The sequence below is a fragment of the Phreatobacter aquiterrae genome (assembly GCF_053471285.1).
Genome location: NZ_JBJPHW010000003.1, coordinates 332506 through 347467, shown reverse-complemented (window position 1 = coordinate 347467; position 14962 = coordinate 332506). Strand labels below are relative to the sequence as shown.

Sequence of the window (14962 nt, the reverse complement as noted above, 5' to 3'; positions counted from 1 at the left end):
CGGACCGGCGCCGTGACGGATCAGCTCGGCGTGATGCCGAGCTTGTTGACGTGCTCGAGCCAGATCGGCCCTTGCGTCTCGTAGATGTGGCGGAAGAATTTGTGATCCTGCGCGGCGTCGTCGATGCCGAAGGTGGCGGTGAGCCGCTGGATCCGCTCGGTCTTGCCGGCCTCCACCATCAGGTCGGAGATCTGCTGCACCATCTCCGGCGGCATGGAGGCCTTGCCGAAGAACCCCGCCCAGCTCATCAGGTCGAAGACCTTGTCGGTCAGGCCCTGCTCGGCATAGGTCGGAACGTCGGGAAGCGTCTTCATGCGCCGCGTCGTCGGAACGGCGATCGCCGTCCCCGCGCCGGTGTCCAGCACGCCCTTCGACGCGGTGTAGCTGCCCATCGCCACCTGGCTACTGCCGGTGAGGAGGTCCTGCCACATAGGCGCCTCGCCCCGGTAGTGGACGATGGTCATGTCGAGGTTGAAGCGCCGGTTCAGCTCGGCGCCGACGATGTGGGCGAAGGAGCCGGCCGCATAGGAGCCGAAGCTCGTGCGGTTCTTCTTCGCATAGTCGACGAACTCGGCGATGGACTTCGCACCCGTCGACTTCTGGGCGACCAGCGGCAGGTGGCCCGTCGACATGATGGCGAGGAAGGAGAAGTCCTTGTCGGGGTCGTAGGGCAGGTTCTTGAACATGACCCGGTTGCCGAGCATGGTCGAGGAAATGGTGATCATCAGCGTGTGGCCGTCGTCCGGCGCACTCTTCAGGGCCTGCGCCGCGATGCTGCCGCCCGCGCCGACGCGGTTCTCGACGACCACCGTCTGCCCGGTCTTCTGCTGGATGTAGTCGCCATAGGCACGGGCATAGGCGTCGGTGATGCCCCCGGCCGGGAAGGCGCACATGATCTTCACGAGTTTGTTGGGCCAGGTGGAGGCCTGTGCCTGGCCGATTCGCGGGGCTGCCAATGGAACTGCGGCGCCGGCGGCCAGCAGGCCGCGGCGGGTGATCAGAAAGGGCATGGTCGTTTCCTCTGGACGGTGCGTCTCTTGTGAGGTTCCAGGCCCCGCGCTGCCGCCCCTGTTCTGGTCGTTGCGGGCGTTCCAGCGCGGAGGGTCCGGACCCGCCCCGAGGGTCTCATGACCTTCGACGGCCGTCAAATGCGTGAAACCGTGTTTCAATCGATGAAATCGCCAAGGCACCTCTGCCCTTCGGCTAGTCGGCCTTCGCGCCGCTCGGCGCCCACAGCGTCGCGCGGAACTTGTCGGTCAGCGCGGATGCGATCTGGGTCGCGGTGTCCTGCAGGGGACCGAGGAAGTCCTTCACCGCGTCCGCCACCGAGATGACCCCGTGCAGCATCATGATGTTGATCGAGGCGAAAACCTCGTCGCCGTCGCGGACGGGAACGCCCATGGCCCAGACCCGGCCCTCGAAAACGTGCTGGCTGTAGGACTCGTCCATCAGTGCATAGCCCTTCTCCCTGACGTCGGCGAGCAGTTGGGCGAGCTTCTTCGGCTGTCGCGCGAGATCGGTCGACTTGCCCGGAATGGCGGCGAGCAGGGCGGTGATGCGCTCCTGCTGCTCCGGCGGGCAGAAGGCGAGATAGGCCCGGCCCATGGAGGTGGAGAGCAGCGGAAAGCGGAAGCCCGGCCGCCGCGAAAACAGCATCGAGCCCGGTTCGCGCGTCGTCTGCGCCACGATCATGGCGTCGCGGTCGAAGATGGCGATGTCCGAGGGCCAGCCGATCTGCTTGCGGAACTCGTGCATGATCGGTTCGGCAACCCCGCCGATCCACAGGTGCTGGTCGTAGCCGTGGGAGAGCAGCAGGCAGCGGCCGGTCGGCAGATACTCGGTGCGATCGGCGTCGCGCATCACATAGCCCTCGTGTTCGAGGGTCTCCAGCATGCGCACGATGGTCGCCTTGTTGAGGCCCGTCGCCTTGTGCAGCGAGCCGACGGTCGAGCGGCGCTCGGCATTGAGCACGCGGAGGATTTCGAGGCCGCGCGACAGCGCGATGACGGGTTCGAACGAAGGCATGTCGGGTTCCTGATCACCACGGAGCGCCAGAGCGTCCCGGAATCCGTTCGGATAACATCACAAAGCGCGCCGTCTGTCCTGACGCGCTTCAGCCTGCCGGGTCATGCGGTCCGGCTGGCGCGGTCCTTCTCGTTGGCCGCGCGGATCATGTCGCTCATCGCCTGCCATTCCGCATCCGACAGCTTCGACAGGTTGTAGAAGTTGCCGCCGGTGGCGTTGTAGCGCGCGCCGTCGATGGCGATGGTCTGGCCGGTCAGATATTCGCAGCCATCGGCCATCAGGAAGGTGGCGAGGTTCTTCAGCTCGTGCATCTCGCCGTTGCGGCCCATGGGGCTGCCCTCGCGGCCCCTGTCCTCCTCGGCGGCGAGGCCGGGATTGAGCCGCTCCCACGCGCCCTTGGTCGGGAAGGGGCCGGGCGCGATGCAGTTGAGGCGGATGCCGTAGCGGCCCCACTCGGCGGCCAGCGACTGGGTCATGACGTTGATGCCGGCCTTGGACATGGCGGAGGGCACGGTGAACGGCCCGCCGTTCCACACCCAGGTGGTCAGGATGGAGATGACGGAGGCCTTGTGCCCGCCGGCGATCCAGCGCTTGCCGCAGGCCAGCGTCACATAGAACGAGCCGTGGAAGACGATGCCGGCGATGGCATCGAAACCGCGCGGCGACAGGTCCTTGGTCGGACTGACGAAGTTGCCGGCCGCGTTGTTGACGAGGCCGGTGAGAGGCCCTGCCGTGAAGATCTCCTCGATCATCTCGTCGACGGCCTGTGCCACGCGGATATCGACGGAATGGGTGATGACCTTGCCGCCGCGACGGTCCATCAGTTCCCTTGCGGTATCGTCGAGCACGCCCTTGCGGCGGCCGCAGATATGAACGGTCGCGCCGAGGCGCAGGTAGTCCTCGGCCATCTCCTTGCCGAGCCCGGTGCCGCCGCCGGTCACCAGGATGCGCTTGCCGCTCAGAAGCCCGTCCTTGAACATCGTCGTCATGGGTCTCTCCCTCTCGCTCGTCTTCTTGTTTGGCGGCGCGCCGGTCAGCGGCCGCGGAAGTCCGGCTTGCGCTTGCCCTTGAAAGCGGCGACGCCCTCGGCGAAATCGGCGCTGCCGAAGGCGACGACCTGCGACATGGCCTCGAACTCGAGAAAGCCCTCGATCGGCAGCTCATAGGACCGGCGCAGCAGCCGCTTGGTCAGCGCCAGCGAAATGGTCGGACCGGCCGCGAGCGCCCGGGCGGTCTCCATGGCCGTCACCATCAGCGCTTCCGGCTCGGTCAATCTGGCGACGAGGCCCATGGCATGGGCTTCCTCGGCGGACACCTCGCGGTTGGTCAGCAGGATGTCGCTGGCGCGCTGGTAGCCGATGGCGCGCGGCAGCGTATAGGCGAGGCCGAGATCGGCCGCCGCTCCGAGGCCCGGAAACCCCGCCTTGAAGCGGGCATCGCGCGAGGCGAGGATGATGTCGCCGGTGAGCGCCAGCGACAGGCCGGCGCCTGCGGCAGCGCCGTTCACGGCGCAGATGATCGGCTTGTCGGCGGTCAGCAGCGGAATGAGCCACCGGTAGGTGCGCGTCATCCGGGTTTTCACCGAGAGCGTGCCGCGATCATCCATGGAGCGGATGTCGCCGCCGGCGCAGAAAGCCTTGCCCGTTCCGGTGATGACGATGGCGCGCACCTCGGGATCGGCGAGCAGTCCCGGCAGACTGTCCTCGATGCCCGCCTTGATGCCGGCGGACATGGCGTTCATCGATTTCGGCTCGTTGAGGACGAGGGTGGCGACGGCGCCGTCCCTCTCCACCCGTACCGAGGCGTCGGCGGCCGCAGCTGTCATCGCATGTCCTCCAGGGGCGCCCGCATCGGACCGCGGACGAAGCACCGTTTCAGTGGACGAAATTGTCGGGCCGAATGCCACTCCCCAATTCGGGCGGTATGGGCCAGCGGGATCAGGGCCTTGCGAGGACCAGCGGCCGGTTGTCGGCCGGGGTCTTGCTCCAGCGGCCGTCCTCCTCGCGCTTGAACGACAGGGTGCCCGCCTGTCCGCCGAGGACCAGAAGCTCACGCTCCAGCCGCCAGTGCGCCAGGCCGAGCGCCAGGATCGACCGTTCGCATCCCGCCCCGATCTCGATGGCGAAGCGCTGCTCAAGGGCCCCCGCGCCGGCCGCGAGCTCCTGCTTGAGCGTCAGCGCGCACAGGGCCCGGCCGCGCGGCTGGCCGAGGTTCCAGCCACCCAGGAGTTCGTCGGCGGTCGGGAGCGCCTTCCCGGCAAGCGTGAGGCTGGTGAGGAAATAGACGGTCGAGTCGCCCTGCCTGAGCGATTCGAAGATGCCGACCTCCGTCTCCTCGAAGTCGAAAACCGGCTGTCCCGCGCGGTCGAGCCAGCGGATCGCCCCGTTCGGCGCAATGGTCCAGGCGACCACGGCGCCGACCGCCGGAAAGGTCTCCGCGCAGCCCTCGGCAAGCGCCACGGCGCGGCCCGGACCCGATCGCTCAGGCCTGAACGTGACGGCGCACTTGCGGCTGCCGGCCGGATTGGACAGTTCCCATGCCCCGACCGCCCGCTCCAACTGGGCGGTGTCGGGTGGGGTCGGAGCCTGCGCCATGGCGGCCGCGCCGGGCGCGAGCAGCAGGCAGGTCACGGACAGGATGAGGGCGAGGCGCATGAGGCCGATTAGAAGCGCGGTACCGGCCCTGCGTCCACCCGCGAGAATCAGGACGGCGTCATCCGCAGACACCCGAGATTGGCCGAGCCGGCGCGACGGGCGATGACGGCGGCCTTGCGCCGGACGCCCGTCCCCGGCGCGCGGGCGTCGCGGCGGAGCGGGTTCGGCAGGATGGAGACGAGGATCGCCGCCTCGCTCATGGTCAGGCGGCTGGCCGGCTTGCCGAAAGCGCGCCTCGCGCCGGCCTCGATGCCGAACTCGCCGCCCGGCCCCCACTCTGCGATGTTGAGGTAAATTTCCATCATCCGCCGCTTCGACCAGACGAGATCGATCATCAGCGCCAGCGGAATCTCCAGGCCCTTGCGCAGCATGGCGGTGATGCCGGTGTCGCCCTGCCAGAGGAAGAGGTTGCGGGCGACCTGCATCGGCAGGGTCGAGGCGCCGCGCGAGGGGCCCTCCTCGTCCTCGATCACCGCCCTGAGTTCGCGCCAGTCGACGCCGCGATGGCTGCAGAACCGGGCGTCTTCCGAGGCGACCAGCACGGCCGGCACGGCGCGGGCGACCTCGGTGATCGGAACGATGGTGCGCGTGTAGCCCTGCAGCGTGACGGTGCGCCAGATCATGCGCGTCGAGATCGGCGTGACGACCGTATAGAGGAGGGCCAGCACGAGCGGCAGCACGGCCAGCACGGCGGCGACGAGGACGAGGCGACGCAGGAGGCGGATCATGCCCATCCCGAACGAGGTGACGCCCATCCCCGGCAGGGAGCGGCCTTTGGTGCGCGGCGTCGACGGGTGCCCCGCCGGCTGGATCGCGGTGACCATCGCAGCGACAGGTCCGTTGACGCCATGCGTCACGATAACGCGCAACTTTGCCGAACTGACCACGGGTGTGGAAAAAATCGCCGTCGACATGCCCATCGGCCTTCCCGAGCGGGCCGGACCCGGTGGTAGGGGCGCGGAAGGAGCCGCTCGTGCCATCTTGGGTGGCCGCAAGTCTTCGGTTTTCTCGGTGCCTTCGCGCAGCGCGGTCTACGCCGCTGACTACGGCGAGGCCTGCCGCCTCGCCGAGGCGACTTCCGATCCACCGCGAAAGATCTCCAAGCAGGCCTTTTTCCTGTTTCCGAAGATCAGGCAGATCGACCTCCTGTTGCGTGGCGACAGCGCCTTGGGCTTCGTCGTCTTCGAGACCCATCCGGAAGTGGCCTTCTGGCGCGCCAATGACGAGGCGCCGATGCTGTTCCCGAAATCGACGCCTCAGGGCCTCAGGGAACGGCGGGACCTGCTGGAACGACTCGGCTTCGAGGCGGCGTTCCTGGATTCGTCCGTCGAATCGGGCGCGAAACGGGACGACTTCCTCGACGCCTGCATATGCGCCCTCGTCGCGCAGCGCCTGCATGCCGGCACGGCGCGTCCCTTCCCCGATCCGCCCGGCCGCGATGCGCATGGCCTGCCCGTCGCCATCTGGGCTTGACCGGGGCGGGCGATCCGGGGTCCCGTGCGCGGCTTTCGCGAAGGACGCCCCATGATCACCACGGACGATATCCGCGCCGCCCATGCCCGCATTGCCGGGCACATCCGCCGCACGCCGACCATGCAGCTCTCCGCCGTGACCTTCGGCACGCCTGTCCCCGTGGCGATGAAGCTCGAATTCCTGCAGGTGACCGGCACCTTCAAGGCGCGCGGCGCCTTCAACACGCTGCTCGGCGGGACCATGCCCAAGGCCGGTGTCTGCGCTGCCTCCGGCGGCAATCACGGCATCGCAGTCGCCCACGCCGCCGCGAGCCTCGGCATTCCGGCCCGAATCTTCGTGCCCGAGATCTCCTCGCCGGCCAAGATCGCCCGCATCCGCGAGACGGGGGCGGACCTCGTCGTCGGGGGCGCCCGCTATTCCGACGCACTGGCGGCCTGCGAGGCCTATGCGGCCGAGACCGGCGCCCACTCCGTCCATGCCTATGACGCCTGGCCGACCATCGCCGGCCAGGGAACGGTCGGCCTCGAATGGGAGGAGGACGCCGGTGGCCTCGACACGGTTCTGGTCGCGGTCGGCGGCGGCGGCCTCATTTCCGGCATCGCCCGCTGGTTCGAGCGACGGGTGAAGGTCGTCGGCGTCGAGCCGCAAGGCTCGCGGGCTCTCCAGGCCGCCCTTGCAGCCGGCGGCCCGGTCGATGTCGAGGTCGATTCGATCGCCGCCGACTCGCTCGGCGCCCGCAACGTCTTCGGCCGCGTGCACGAGACTGCGGCGCGCTATGTGGACAGCGTCGTGCTGGTCTCCGACCATGCCATCCGCGACGCCCAGAAGCGGCTGTGGCTAGGGCTTCGCGCCGCCAGCGAACCCGGCGGAGCAGCCGCACTGGCCGCTCTCGTCTCGGGCGCCTACACGCCGTCGTCCGGCGAGAGGGTCGGCGTGCTCGCCTGCGGCGCCAATGTCGATCTCGCCCGGCTCGCCGAGGTCGTTGCCGGGGCCTGACGCCGCGCACCGATCCGTGATCGGATGCCCGCCATGAAATGGTGGTTTTTCGACTTCACAGTGTTAGCCTGTGCAGTGCAGAAGACCCCCGACCCGGAGCGCATATTGACCGAGGGCATGGACAGGGATCGGCCGCAGGCCCCCAACGACCACCAACTCGCCCTCGGCCATGCGATCGATCGCGCGCGGCTGGTCCTCCTCTGGGAGCGTATCTGGCCGCGCCTCGTTCTCTTCCTCGGCATTTTCGGCGGCGTGCTCGCCGTCTCCTGGCTCGGCTTCTGGCAGGTCGTGCCCTATTGGGCGCGCTTCGGCGGTGTTCTCTTCGTTCTCGCCCTCTTGTTTGGCGCAGCCTGGCCGCTGCTGACCATCCGGCGGCCGACCGATCACGACGCGCTGCGTCGCATCGACCGCGAAACCGACGGCGGCCACCGCCCGGCCACCGCGCTCGCCGACAATCTCGCCACCCGCGACGACCCCTTCGCGACGGCCCTGTGGCAGGAGCATCGCACGCGCGTCGCCGCAGCCGCCGGCCGGCTGCGCACCGGCCTTCCCGCGCCGCGCATGGCCCGCCTTGACCGCTACGCGATCCGGGCGCTCGCCCTGCTGCTGATCGTGCCCGCCTATTTTCTGGCCGGCGACGAGCGTACGGCGCGGCTCCTGACGGCCTTCGACTGGCGCGCCCCGCCGGTCCCCATCACCTATCGGATCGACGCTTGGGTGACGCCGCCGTCCTATACGGGACGGCCTCCGGTCATCCTGCCGACGCGGCGCTCCGGCGAGCCGTTGCCCGCTGGCGCCGAGACGGAAACCTTCCGCGTGCCGACCGGCTCGGTCGTGACGCTGCGCGTCGCCGGCCTCGCCGAGGTGGATGTGAAGCCGGAGGGCGGCGTCGCCGCGGCCCCGGCCCCCGAGCGACCCTCCGCGACGGCGACGGCCCCCCAGGGTCCTCTCGCCGAGACGCGCTGGACCGTGGCGCAGGACGGCACGCTCTCGGTGCAGGGCAAGGGCGCCGCGCCGCTCAGCTGGCGCTTCGAGGCCATCGCCGACCGTGCGCCGACCATTGCCTTCGAGCGCGAGCCGCAGACCGACCGGCGCAACCAGTTCGTTCTCTCCTACAAGGTCGAGGACGACTACGGCGTGAAGGAAGCCGAGGCCACTGTGTCGCTCGCCCCCTCCGCCGTCGCCCTGCAGCGCGAAGGCGCCCGGCCGCTCGCCGAGCTGCCGCCCATGCCGCTGACACTGCCGCAGGCGCGCACCCGGTCGGGCGCCGGCCAGACCTCGCGCGACTTCGCCGAGCATCCCTTCGCCGGCCTGCAGGTCGCCGTGAAGCTGCGGGCGCTCGACGATGCCGGCAACGAGGGCTTCTCCGACACTGTCTATGGAACGCTCCCCCAGCGCACCTTCTCCAAACCCATTCCGCAGGCTCTCGTCGAGCAGCGCCGCATCCTGGCGTTGGACGCCAATGCCGCGCCCCGGGTCGCCCGGGCGCTCGAGGCGCTGACCACGGCGCCCGATCGGTTCGGCATGGAGCCGCCGGTCTATCTCGGCCTCAGGACCGCCTATTTCCGCTTGGTGCGCGCCCGCAATGACGACGCCCTTCGGGACGTCATCGCCTATCTCTGGGACATCGCCGTGCGCATGGAGGACGGTGACGTCTCCGAGGCCGAGCGGGCCGTGTCGCAGGCGGCCGAGAGGCTGCGTCAGGCGATCGAGCGCGGCGCGTCGGAGGAGGAGATCCGCCGGCTGTCGCAGGACCTCCGCCAGGCCATGGACCGGCTGATGCGCGAACTCACCGAACAGGCGATGCGCAACCGCCAGGACGGCCGCCAGCAGCAGCAGGCGCAACGCGACCCCAATACGCGCTCGGTTCGTCCGCAGGACCTGCGCGACATGCTGAACCGGATCGAGGAACTCGCCCGCAGTGGCGCCCGCGACCAGGCGCAGCGCCTGATGCAGGAGTTGCAGCAGATGCTGCAGGGTCTCCAGGCCGGCCGGCAGCAGCAGCAACAGCAGGGCGAAAGCGGCGAGCAGGGCGAGAGCCCGCTGGATCGCCTCGCCGACATGATCCGTCGCCAGCAGCAGCTGCGCGACCAGACCTTCCGCCGTAACCAGGAGCAACGGCGCGCCGAGCGCGGGCAGCAGCGCCCGGGTCAGCGCGGCCAGCAGGGCCAACAGGGACAGCAACAGCCCGGCGCCGGCAATGAGGAGGGCGAGGGCCCGCCCGCTTTCGACCAACTCGGCGACGCGCAGCGCCAGCTTCGCGAACTCCTCGACCAGCTGCGCGAGCAGCTTGGACAGCAGGGCCAGGGTCAAGGTCAGGGCGAAGGTCAGGGCCAGTCCGAGGCCGGCCGCCAGGCGCAGGAGGGCATGGGCAATGCCGGCCGCGCCATGCGCGAGGCCGAGGAAGCGCTCGGCCGCGGCAACGGCCAGGGCGCAACCGATGCGCAGGGCCGCGCCCTGCGCAATCTTCAGCGCGGCGCCCAGGGCCTTGCCCAGCAGATGCAGGAAGGTCAGGGTCAGGGGCAGGGTCCCGGCCAGCCGGGCGGGCCGCAGGGGCAGCCCGGCCGCCTCGGCCAGGCCGGCAATCAGGAATACGACCCGTTGGGGCGTCCGACGCGTGGCCGCGAGGCCAACGAGAATTCCGACGTGCGCATTCCCAATGCCGGAGAGGGCGCTGCCCAGCGGGCCCAGCGCGTCCTCGAAGAGCTGCGCCGCCGTCTCTCCGAGCAGGACCGCCCGCAGGTCGAGATGGACTATATCGAGCGGCTGCTGCGCGGCCTGCAGATCCAGTAGGGATCAGGCTTCCGCCGCGGGCAGTTCCCAGACCTCTCCCGGCCGGATGGCGCGGAACAGGTCCGGCGCGATGCCGCGCTCGGCCAGCGCCGCGGCAAGGGCGATGCGCGGCGCCTCGATGCCCTCGTTGGTGAGCTGCACCGTTCCCCAGTGGTGCGCCATGGCGCGCCGGGCGCCGCAGTCGATCATCACCTGTACGGCCTCTTCGGGGTTCATGTGCTGGTCACGCATGAACCAGCGCGGCTCGTAGGCGCCGATCGGCAGGATGGCCAGGCGAAACCCGCCGAAGCGCTTCTTCGCCTCGCGGAAATGATGGCCGTTGCCATAGCCGGTATCGCCGACATGGTAGATGAGCCCGGCCGGGGTCTCGATGACGAAGGCCGCCCACAGGGCCTTGTTGCGGTCGAACAGCCCGCGCGCCGTCCAGTGCCGCATCGGCGCCAGATGCACCGCCATGCCGTTGCCGATGTCGATGCGGTCGCCCCAGTCATGCGCCTCGGCGCGAATAGCGGGATCGTGCGCTTTCATGATGGTGTCGTGTCCGAGCGGCGTGATGACCCGCGGCTGGTGGACGGCGTGGAGGCGCGACAGGGTCGCGACGTCGAGATGGTCGTAGTGGCCGTGACTGACGAGGACGAGGTCGATCTTCGGCAGCGCCTCGAAGGCGATGCCGGGGCGGTTGACCCGCTTCGGCCCGGCGAAGGAGACCGGCGAGACCCGGTCCGACCAGACGGGATCGAGAAGGATGTTGAGCCCGCGCGTCTGCAGGAGGACGCTGGCATGGCCGACATAGGACACGCGCAGCGTGTCGCCATCGACGCGGGCGGGTGGCGTGTCGGTGCGCTCGAGCGGCCACTCGTCCGGCCAGCGCGCCCGCTCGTCGCCGCCGAACTGCCAGCGCAGCAGCTCGATGAAGGCCTTTGGCGGCGCGCCATGGGGATCGAAGAAGCGCGTGCCATCGAAATGGTCGCTGACCGGCCCGGAATAATAGGGCTGGCTGGTGTAGGCCGCGGCGCCGCCTGCCCCGCCGATGATCGGCACCGAGGCGAAGATGCCGAACAGGCGGCGGCGGCTGACCTTTCGGGGGGAAGGCAGATCCGGTCTTGTCATCGCGGCAACTAGCCGCCGGTCATGGGCGGAAAGAAGGCGATCTCGCGGGCGCCGGCGAGCGGGGCGTCGGGCTTCACGTGGACTTGATCGAGCGCCGCGCGGATCACTGTCCGGTTGTCGAAGGCATGGGCGTAGTGCTCGCCCCGTCCGATCAGGTGGTCGATGAGGTCGGCGACGGTGACGACATCGGCCGGGACGTCGATCTCCTCGGACGACAGGCCGATCCGTTCGCGCACCCAGGCGAAATAGAGGATCTTCACCGCTCGTCCTCCTCGATGAGGTGGCCGGCGCCGGCGCGGAAATAGTCGTAGCCCGTATAGAGCGTCAGGATCGCCGCGAACCAGAGCAGCGCGATGCCGACCGGCGTAACCCCCGGCACGATCTGGTCGCCCGCAGGTCCCGCGATGAGGAAGCCGACGGCGACGAGCTGCACCGCTGTCTTCCACTTGGCGAGTTGTGTCACCGGCACCGAGACCTGCAGTTCCGCGAGGAACTCCCTCAGTCCCGACACGAGAATCTCGCGGGCGAGGATCACCATCGCCGCCCACAACGACCAGCCGAGAATGGTTCCGTCGGCGGCGAGCATCAGCAGCACGATGCCGACCAGCAGCTTGTCGGCAATGGGGTCGAGCATGCGGCCGATGGCCGAGTGCTGCGACCAGGCGCGGGCGAGATAGCCATCGAAATAGTCGGTGATCGCGGCGGCAACAAAGATTCCGAGGGCGACCCAGCGCAGCCAGATGCCGCCTTCATAGATGACCTGGATGAACAGGCAGGCCGCCACGAGGGGCACGGCGAGGACCCGCCCGTAGGTGAGGAGGTTCGGAACGCTGTAGGCGCCGCCGCGACGGGGGCGGGCGATCGGATCAGCCGGACTCATGGTCTTGTGATGGACGAGGGGGCGGGCCGGGTCAATCGAAACCCATGCGGAATTGCCGGCGCTCTGGACAGAACCTCGTGAGCGGCTAGAACCGTCGGCATGATGCTCGTCGCGACGATCCGATCCCGTCCCTGGCTCTCTGGCGCGCTGTTCCTGGCGGCGGCGGGGGTCGGCACGATCCTCGGCGCCTTCTTCTTCGAGTTCGTCGTCGGGCTGCCGCCCTGCCCGCTCTGCCTGCAGCAGCGCGTGCCCTATTACATCCTGATCCCGGCCTCGCTCGTCGTGGCCCTGGCCGCCTGGCGGCGCTGGCCGGGCGCCGTCGTCCGCCTCGGACTTGTCGCCCTCGCCGGTCTGATGATCTGGAGCGCCGGTCTCGGCACCTATCATGCCGGGGCCGAATGGGGCTTCTGGCAGGGCCCGACGACCTGCGCCCAGCCGACGACCCTCGCGCGGACCCCCGGCGATCTCCTGCGCAGCCTGCAGAACGCGAAGCCCCTGGCGGATTGCACGGTGGCCGCCTGGCGCTTTCTCGGCCTGTCGCTGGCCGGCTGGAACGTGCTGATCTCGGTCGCCCTGGCGGCCGTGGCGCTGGCGGCGGCGAGCCGCCAGCGCGAGAGCGCCTGAGTCCTACGGCTCCAGCTCGGTATCCCAGTAGAGATAGTCCATCCAGCTCTGGTGCAGGTAGTTCGGCGGGAACAGCCGGCCGTTGGCGTGCAGGTCCTGCACCGACGGGGCGAAGGGCGGCTGGGCGAGCTGCATGCCCGATTCCCTCAGCGTCTTCGAGCCCTTGCGCAGGTTGCAGGGCGAGCAGGCCGTCAGCACGTTCTCCCAGGTGGTCTGGCCACCCTTGGAGCGCGGCACCAGATGGTCGAAGGTCAGGTCCTCGCCGTGGCCGCAATACTGGCAGCGGAAGCGGTCGCGCAGGAAGACGTTGAACCGGGTGAAGGCCGGGTTGCGCGACGGCTTCACATAGGTCTTCAGCGAGACGACGCTCGGCAGGCGCATCTCGAAGCTCGGCGAATGAATCGCCTTCTCGTAGGTCGAGACGACTGTGACGCGATCCAGGAAGACGGCCTTGATGGTGTCCTGCCACGACCAGAGCGACAGGGGATAATAGCTCAGCGGGCGATAATCCGCGTTGAGCACCAGGGCCGGCCATGAACCAGGGGAGATTGCGGTCGAAACCGGCAATGCCCCAGGTGATACGGCGACCGTCAAGACGAACTCCTTGCGATCGGGCAGCTCGGCGATTCGCGAGCCGCGAATTTCAGGCACTGACGGATACTATGGGGATCGTGTCGCTCTTGTGAAGCCCGAAGACGACGCCGGTCACGCGGTCGTGGCCGGCTCGGCGACACGGCCGCGCAGCTTGGCATAATGCGCCCACAACAGCCGCGCCGCTCCCGCGCGATGCGGCCGCCAGCGCTCGCCGATGGCGAGCATGGCCTTCGCGTCCGGCCGTGCGGCAAGGCCGAGGGCATCCTGCGCCGCGGCCTGAAGGGCGATGTCGCCGGCCGGCCAGGCGTCGCCATGGCCGAGACAGGTGAGGAGATAGACGTCCGCTGTCCATGGGCCGATGCCCTTGACTGCAATCAGGGCCGCATGGGCGTCCTCGGCGTTCATCATCGGCAGGGTGTCGAGGTCGAGCGTGCCGTCGAGGACCGCCATTGCGACGGCGCGCAGCGTGCGGACCTTGGGACGGGACTGGCCGCAGGCGCGATAGTCGTCGTCGCTGGCCGCCGCCAGCCTCTCCGGCGTGATGGTTCCGAGGACCTCCCGCGTCCGCGCCCAGATCGCCTGTGCCGCCAGCGTCGAGATCTGCTGGAAGACGACCACGTGGACGAGGCCCTCGAAGCCTGCCGGACGACGGCGCAGGGGCGGGACGCCCAGTGCCGCATGAAGCGCCGCCATGACCGGGCATTGCCCGGCGAGCGCTTCCAGCATCATCTCCAAATCTTGTTCGGTCTCGATTGGCATCCGCATCCCGTCTTGCGTCGTTCCGCGCCCTCGACCATAGGCTCAGCCATGGCCGCCATGCACCATCCGAAACCGGACGTTACGGTCCTGCGCTTCGCGCCGAGCCCGAACGGTTTGCTGCATCTCGGACATGCCCATAGCGCGCTGGAGAACGAGAGGATGGCGGCAGCCCTCGGCGGGCGGCTGCTGCTGCGCATCGAGGACATCGATCGCGAGCGCTGCCGTCCCGGGTTCGAGGCGGCGATGATCGAAGACCTCGGCTGGCTCGGCGTGCCGTTCGAGACGCCATACCGGCGCCAGTCCGAGTATCTGGGCGGCCATCGCGCCGTGCTGGACCGGCTGGAGGCGATGGGCCTCGTCTATCCAAGCTTCGAGAGCCGGATGGAGCTGAAGGCGTTGGCCGCGGCGAAGGCGGCGGCAACAGGCAAGGCCTGGCCGACCGATCCGGATGGCGCGCCGCTTTACGCCGGAAACGGCCGGCTGATGCCGGAGGCCGAGCGCCGTTCCCGCATCGCCGCGGGCGAGCCTCACGCCATGCGGCTGGACATGGCCGCGGCCATGGCGCGCCTTGGCGGGCCGCTCACCTGGATCGAAGTGGACGGGAATGGCGATCCGGCGCGGACGGTCGAGGCCCGTCCCGAACGCTGGGGCGACGTGGTCCTCGCCCGCAAGGATCTTGGCACCAGCTACCACCTCGCCGTCGTCACCGACGATGCGCTGCAGGAGGTCACCCACGTCGTGCGGGGCGAGGACCTGTTCGAGGCCACCGCCGTGCATCGCCTGCTGCAGGATCTGCTCAGACTGCCTGCGCCGCTCTATCGCCACCACCGGCTGGTGCTCGGGCCGGACGGGAGGAAGCTGTCGAAGAGCGATCAGGCGGAGGGGTTCCGGGCGTTGCGGGCGCAAGGGTCGAGCCCGGCGGATGTCAGGGCCATGCTCGGGTTCTGAGCCCCCAATTCCTCAAGCCTCCAGAGCACGCATCGCACCACATCGTCATGCCGGGCAAGCCCGGACATGACGCAATCAGGACGCGTCTTCACAAGGAGCGCTCGAT

The 14962-nt window shown here is 69.2% G+C and carries 16 protein-coding genes; 5 read left to right on the top strand and 11 right to left on the bottom strand.

Annotated features, from left to right (window positions below; translation table 11 throughout):
* Positions 1-20 precede the first annotated feature (20 nt).
* From ACJ4V0_RS06800 to ACJ4V0_RS06775, 6 genes are all read right to left on the bottom strand, one after another.
* A complete protein-coding gene (locus ACJ4V0_RS06800) occupies positions 21-1010 on the bottom strand; it encodes a Bug family tripartite tricarboxylate transporter substrate binding protein (RefSeq protein ID WP_448298799.1) in 990 nt (329 codons plus the stop codon).
* A gap of 193 nt (positions 1011-1203) precedes the next feature.
* On the bottom strand, positions 1204-2025 hold the full coding sequence (locus tag ACJ4V0_RS06795) for an IclR family transcriptional regulator domain-containing protein (RefSeq protein ID WP_448298798.1): 822 nt from the start codon (positions 2023-2025) through the stop codon (positions 1204-1206).
* 101 nt (positions 2026-2126) lie between these two features.
* Positions 2127-3005 (bottom strand): SDR family oxidoreductase, encoded by an 879-nt coding sequence (locus tag ACJ4V0_RS06790; RefSeq protein WP_448298946.1) that lies wholly within the window; start codon positions 3003-3005, stop codon positions 2127-2129.
* A 53-nt stretch (positions 3006-3058) separates the two neighbouring features.
* On the bottom strand, positions 3059-3850 hold the full coding sequence (locus tag ACJ4V0_RS06785) for an enoyl-CoA hydratase/isomerase family protein (RefSeq protein ID WP_448298797.1): 792 nt from the start codon (positions 3848-3850) through the stop codon (positions 3059-3061).
* A gap of 112 nt (positions 3851-3962) precedes the next feature.
* Positions 3963-4679, bottom strand: coding sequence for an AprI/Inh family metalloprotease inhibitor (locus tag ACJ4V0_RS06780; RefSeq protein WP_448298796.1), 717 nt, complete (start codon positions 4677-4679; stop codon positions 3963-3965).
* 47 nt (positions 4680-4726) lie between these two features.
* Positions 4727-5407, bottom strand: a complete 681-nt coding sequence (locus tag ACJ4V0_RS06775; RefSeq protein WP_448298795.1) for a transglycosylase domain-containing protein — start codon at positions 5405-5407, stop codon at positions 4727-4729.
* 49 nt (positions 5408-5456) lie between these two features.
* On the opposite strand from ACJ4V0_RS06775, the gene ACJ4V0_RS06770 reads away from it, so the two are divergent.
* The 3 genes from ACJ4V0_RS06770 (at position 5457) to ACJ4V0_RS06760 (ending at position 9941) form a co-directional block, all read left to right on the top strand.
* Positions 5457-6152, top strand: coding sequence for a DUF429 domain-containing protein (locus ACJ4V0_RS06770; protein WP_448298794.1), 696 nt, complete (start codon positions 5457-5459; stop codon positions 6150-6152).
* A gap of 51 nt (positions 6153-6203) precedes the next feature.
* Entirely contained in the window at positions 6204-7148 is a 945-nt protein-coding gene (locus ACJ4V0_RS06765) for a threonine/serine dehydratase (protein ID WP_448298793.1), read from the top strand.
* Between the two features lie 105 nt (positions 7149-7253).
* The gene (locus ACJ4V0_RS06760) at positions 7254-9941 is read left to right on the top strand and encodes a TIGR02302 family protein (protein WP_448298792.1); all 2688 of its coding nucleotides are present in this window, start codon (positions 7254-7256) and stop codon (positions 9939-9941) included.
* 3 nt (positions 9942-9944) lie between these two features.
* Here ACJ4V0_RS06760 and ACJ4V0_RS06755 read toward each other — a convergent pair whose 3' ends face one another.
* From ACJ4V0_RS06755 to pgsA, 3 genes are read right to left on the bottom strand one after another with little or no spacing between them, the layout of a single operon-like run.
* Positions 9945-11051 (bottom strand): MBL fold metallo-hydrolase, encoded by a 1107-nt coding sequence (locus ACJ4V0_RS06755; RefSeq protein ID WP_448298791.1) that lies wholly within the window; start codon positions 11049-11051, stop codon positions 9945-9947.
* Between the two features lie 8 nt (positions 11052-11059).
* Entirely contained in the window at positions 11060-11311 is a 252-nt protein-coding gene (gene moaD / locus ACJ4V0_RS06750) for a molybdopterin converting factor subunit 1 (protein ID WP_448298790.1), read from the bottom strand.
* Positions 11308-11931 (bottom strand): CDP-diacylglycerol--glycerol-3-phosphate 3-phosphatidyltransferase, encoded by a 624-nt coding sequence (pgsA, locus tag ACJ4V0_RS06745; RefSeq protein ID WP_448298789.1) that lies wholly within the window; start codon positions 11929-11931, stop codon positions 11308-11310. The genes moaD and pgsA overlap by 4 nt, the downstream gene beginning before the upstream one ends.
* A 99-nt stretch (positions 11932-12030) precedes the next feature.
* Between pgsA and ACJ4V0_RS06740 the strand changes: the two genes are divergently transcribed.
* On the top strand, positions 12031-12555 hold the full coding sequence (locus tag ACJ4V0_RS06740; protein WP_448298788.1) for a disulfide bond formation protein B: 525 nt from the start codon (positions 12031-12033) through the stop codon (positions 12553-12555).
* A gap of 3 nt (positions 12556-12558) precedes the next feature.
* Here ACJ4V0_RS06740 and ACJ4V0_RS06735 read toward each other — a convergent pair whose 3' ends face one another.
* Together ACJ4V0_RS06735 and ACJ4V0_RS06730 are read right to left on the bottom strand one after the other, a co-directional pair.
* On the bottom strand, positions 12559-13122 hold the full coding sequence (locus ACJ4V0_RS06735; RefSeq protein WP_448298945.1) for an HNH endonuclease: 564 nt from the start codon (positions 13120-13122) through the stop codon (positions 12559-12561).
* A gap of 138 nt (positions 13123-13260) precedes the next feature.
* Positions 13261-13878 (bottom strand): DNA-3-methyladenine glycosylase family protein, encoded by a 618-nt coding sequence (locus tag ACJ4V0_RS06730; RefSeq protein ID WP_448298787.1) that lies wholly within the window; start codon positions 13876-13878, stop codon positions 13261-13263.
* Positions 13879-13956: 78 nt separating this feature from the next.
* Between ACJ4V0_RS06730 and gluQRS the strand changes: the two genes are divergently transcribed.
* Entirely contained in the window at positions 13957-14856 is a 900-nt protein-coding gene (gene gluQRS / locus ACJ4V0_RS06725; protein ID WP_448298786.1) for a tRNA glutamyl-Q(34) synthetase GluQRS, read from the top strand.
* Positions 14857-14962 lie beyond the last annotated feature (106 nt).

What these genes read in the sequence shown, in the direction of transcription:
- ACJ4V0_RS06800 (WP_448298799.1), bottom strand. Translation starts at nt 1,010, where the DNA reads ATGCCCTTTCTGATCACCCGCCGCGGCCTGCTGGCCGCCGGCGCCGCA.
- ACJ4V0_RS06795 (WP_448298798.1), bottom strand. Translation starts at nt 2,025, where the DNA reads ATGCCTTCGTTCGAACCCGTCATCGCGCTGTCGCGCGGCCTCGAAATC.
- ACJ4V0_RS06790 (WP_448298946.1), bottom strand. Translation starts at nt 3,005, where the DNA reads ATGTTCAAGGACGGGCTTCTGAGCGGCAAGCGCATCCTGGTGACCGGC.
- ACJ4V0_RS06785 (WP_448298797.1), bottom strand. Translation starts at nt 3,850, where the DNA reads ATGACAGCTGCGGCCGCCGACGCCTCGGTACGGGTGGAGAGGGACGGC.
- ACJ4V0_RS06780 (WP_448298796.1), bottom strand. Translation starts at nt 4,679, where the DNA reads ATGCGCCTCGCCCTCATCCTGTCCGTGACCTGCCTGCTGCTCGCGCCC.
- ACJ4V0_RS06775 (WP_448298795.1), bottom strand. Translation starts at nt 5,407, where the DNA reads ATGATCCGCCTCCTGCGTCGCCTCGTCCTCGTCGCCGCCGTGCTGGCC.
- ACJ4V0_RS06765 (WP_448298793.1), top strand. Translation starts at nt 6,204, where the DNA reads ATGATCACCACGGACGATATCCGCGCCGCCCATGCCCGCATTGCCGGG.
- ACJ4V0_RS06755 (WP_448298791.1), bottom strand. Translation starts at nt 11,051, where the DNA reads ATGACAAGACCGGATCTGCCTTCCCCCCGAAAGGTCAGCCGCCGCCGC.
- pgsA (WP_448298789.1), bottom strand. Translation starts at nt 11,931, where the DNA reads ATGAGTCCGGCTGATCCGATCGCCCGCCCCCGTCGCGGCGGCGCCTAC.
- ACJ4V0_RS06740 (WP_448298788.1), top strand. Translation starts at nt 12,031, where the DNA reads ATGATGCTCGTCGCGACGATCCGATCCCGTCCCTGGCTCTCTGGCGCG.
- ACJ4V0_RS06730 (WP_448298787.1), bottom strand. Translation starts at nt 13,878, where the DNA reads ATGATGCTGGAAGCGCTCGCCGGGCAATGCCCGGTCATGGCGGCGCTT.
- gluQRS (WP_448298786.1), top strand. Translation starts at nt 13,957, where the DNA reads ATGGCCGCCATGCACCATCCGAAACCGGACGTTACGGTCCTGCGCTTC.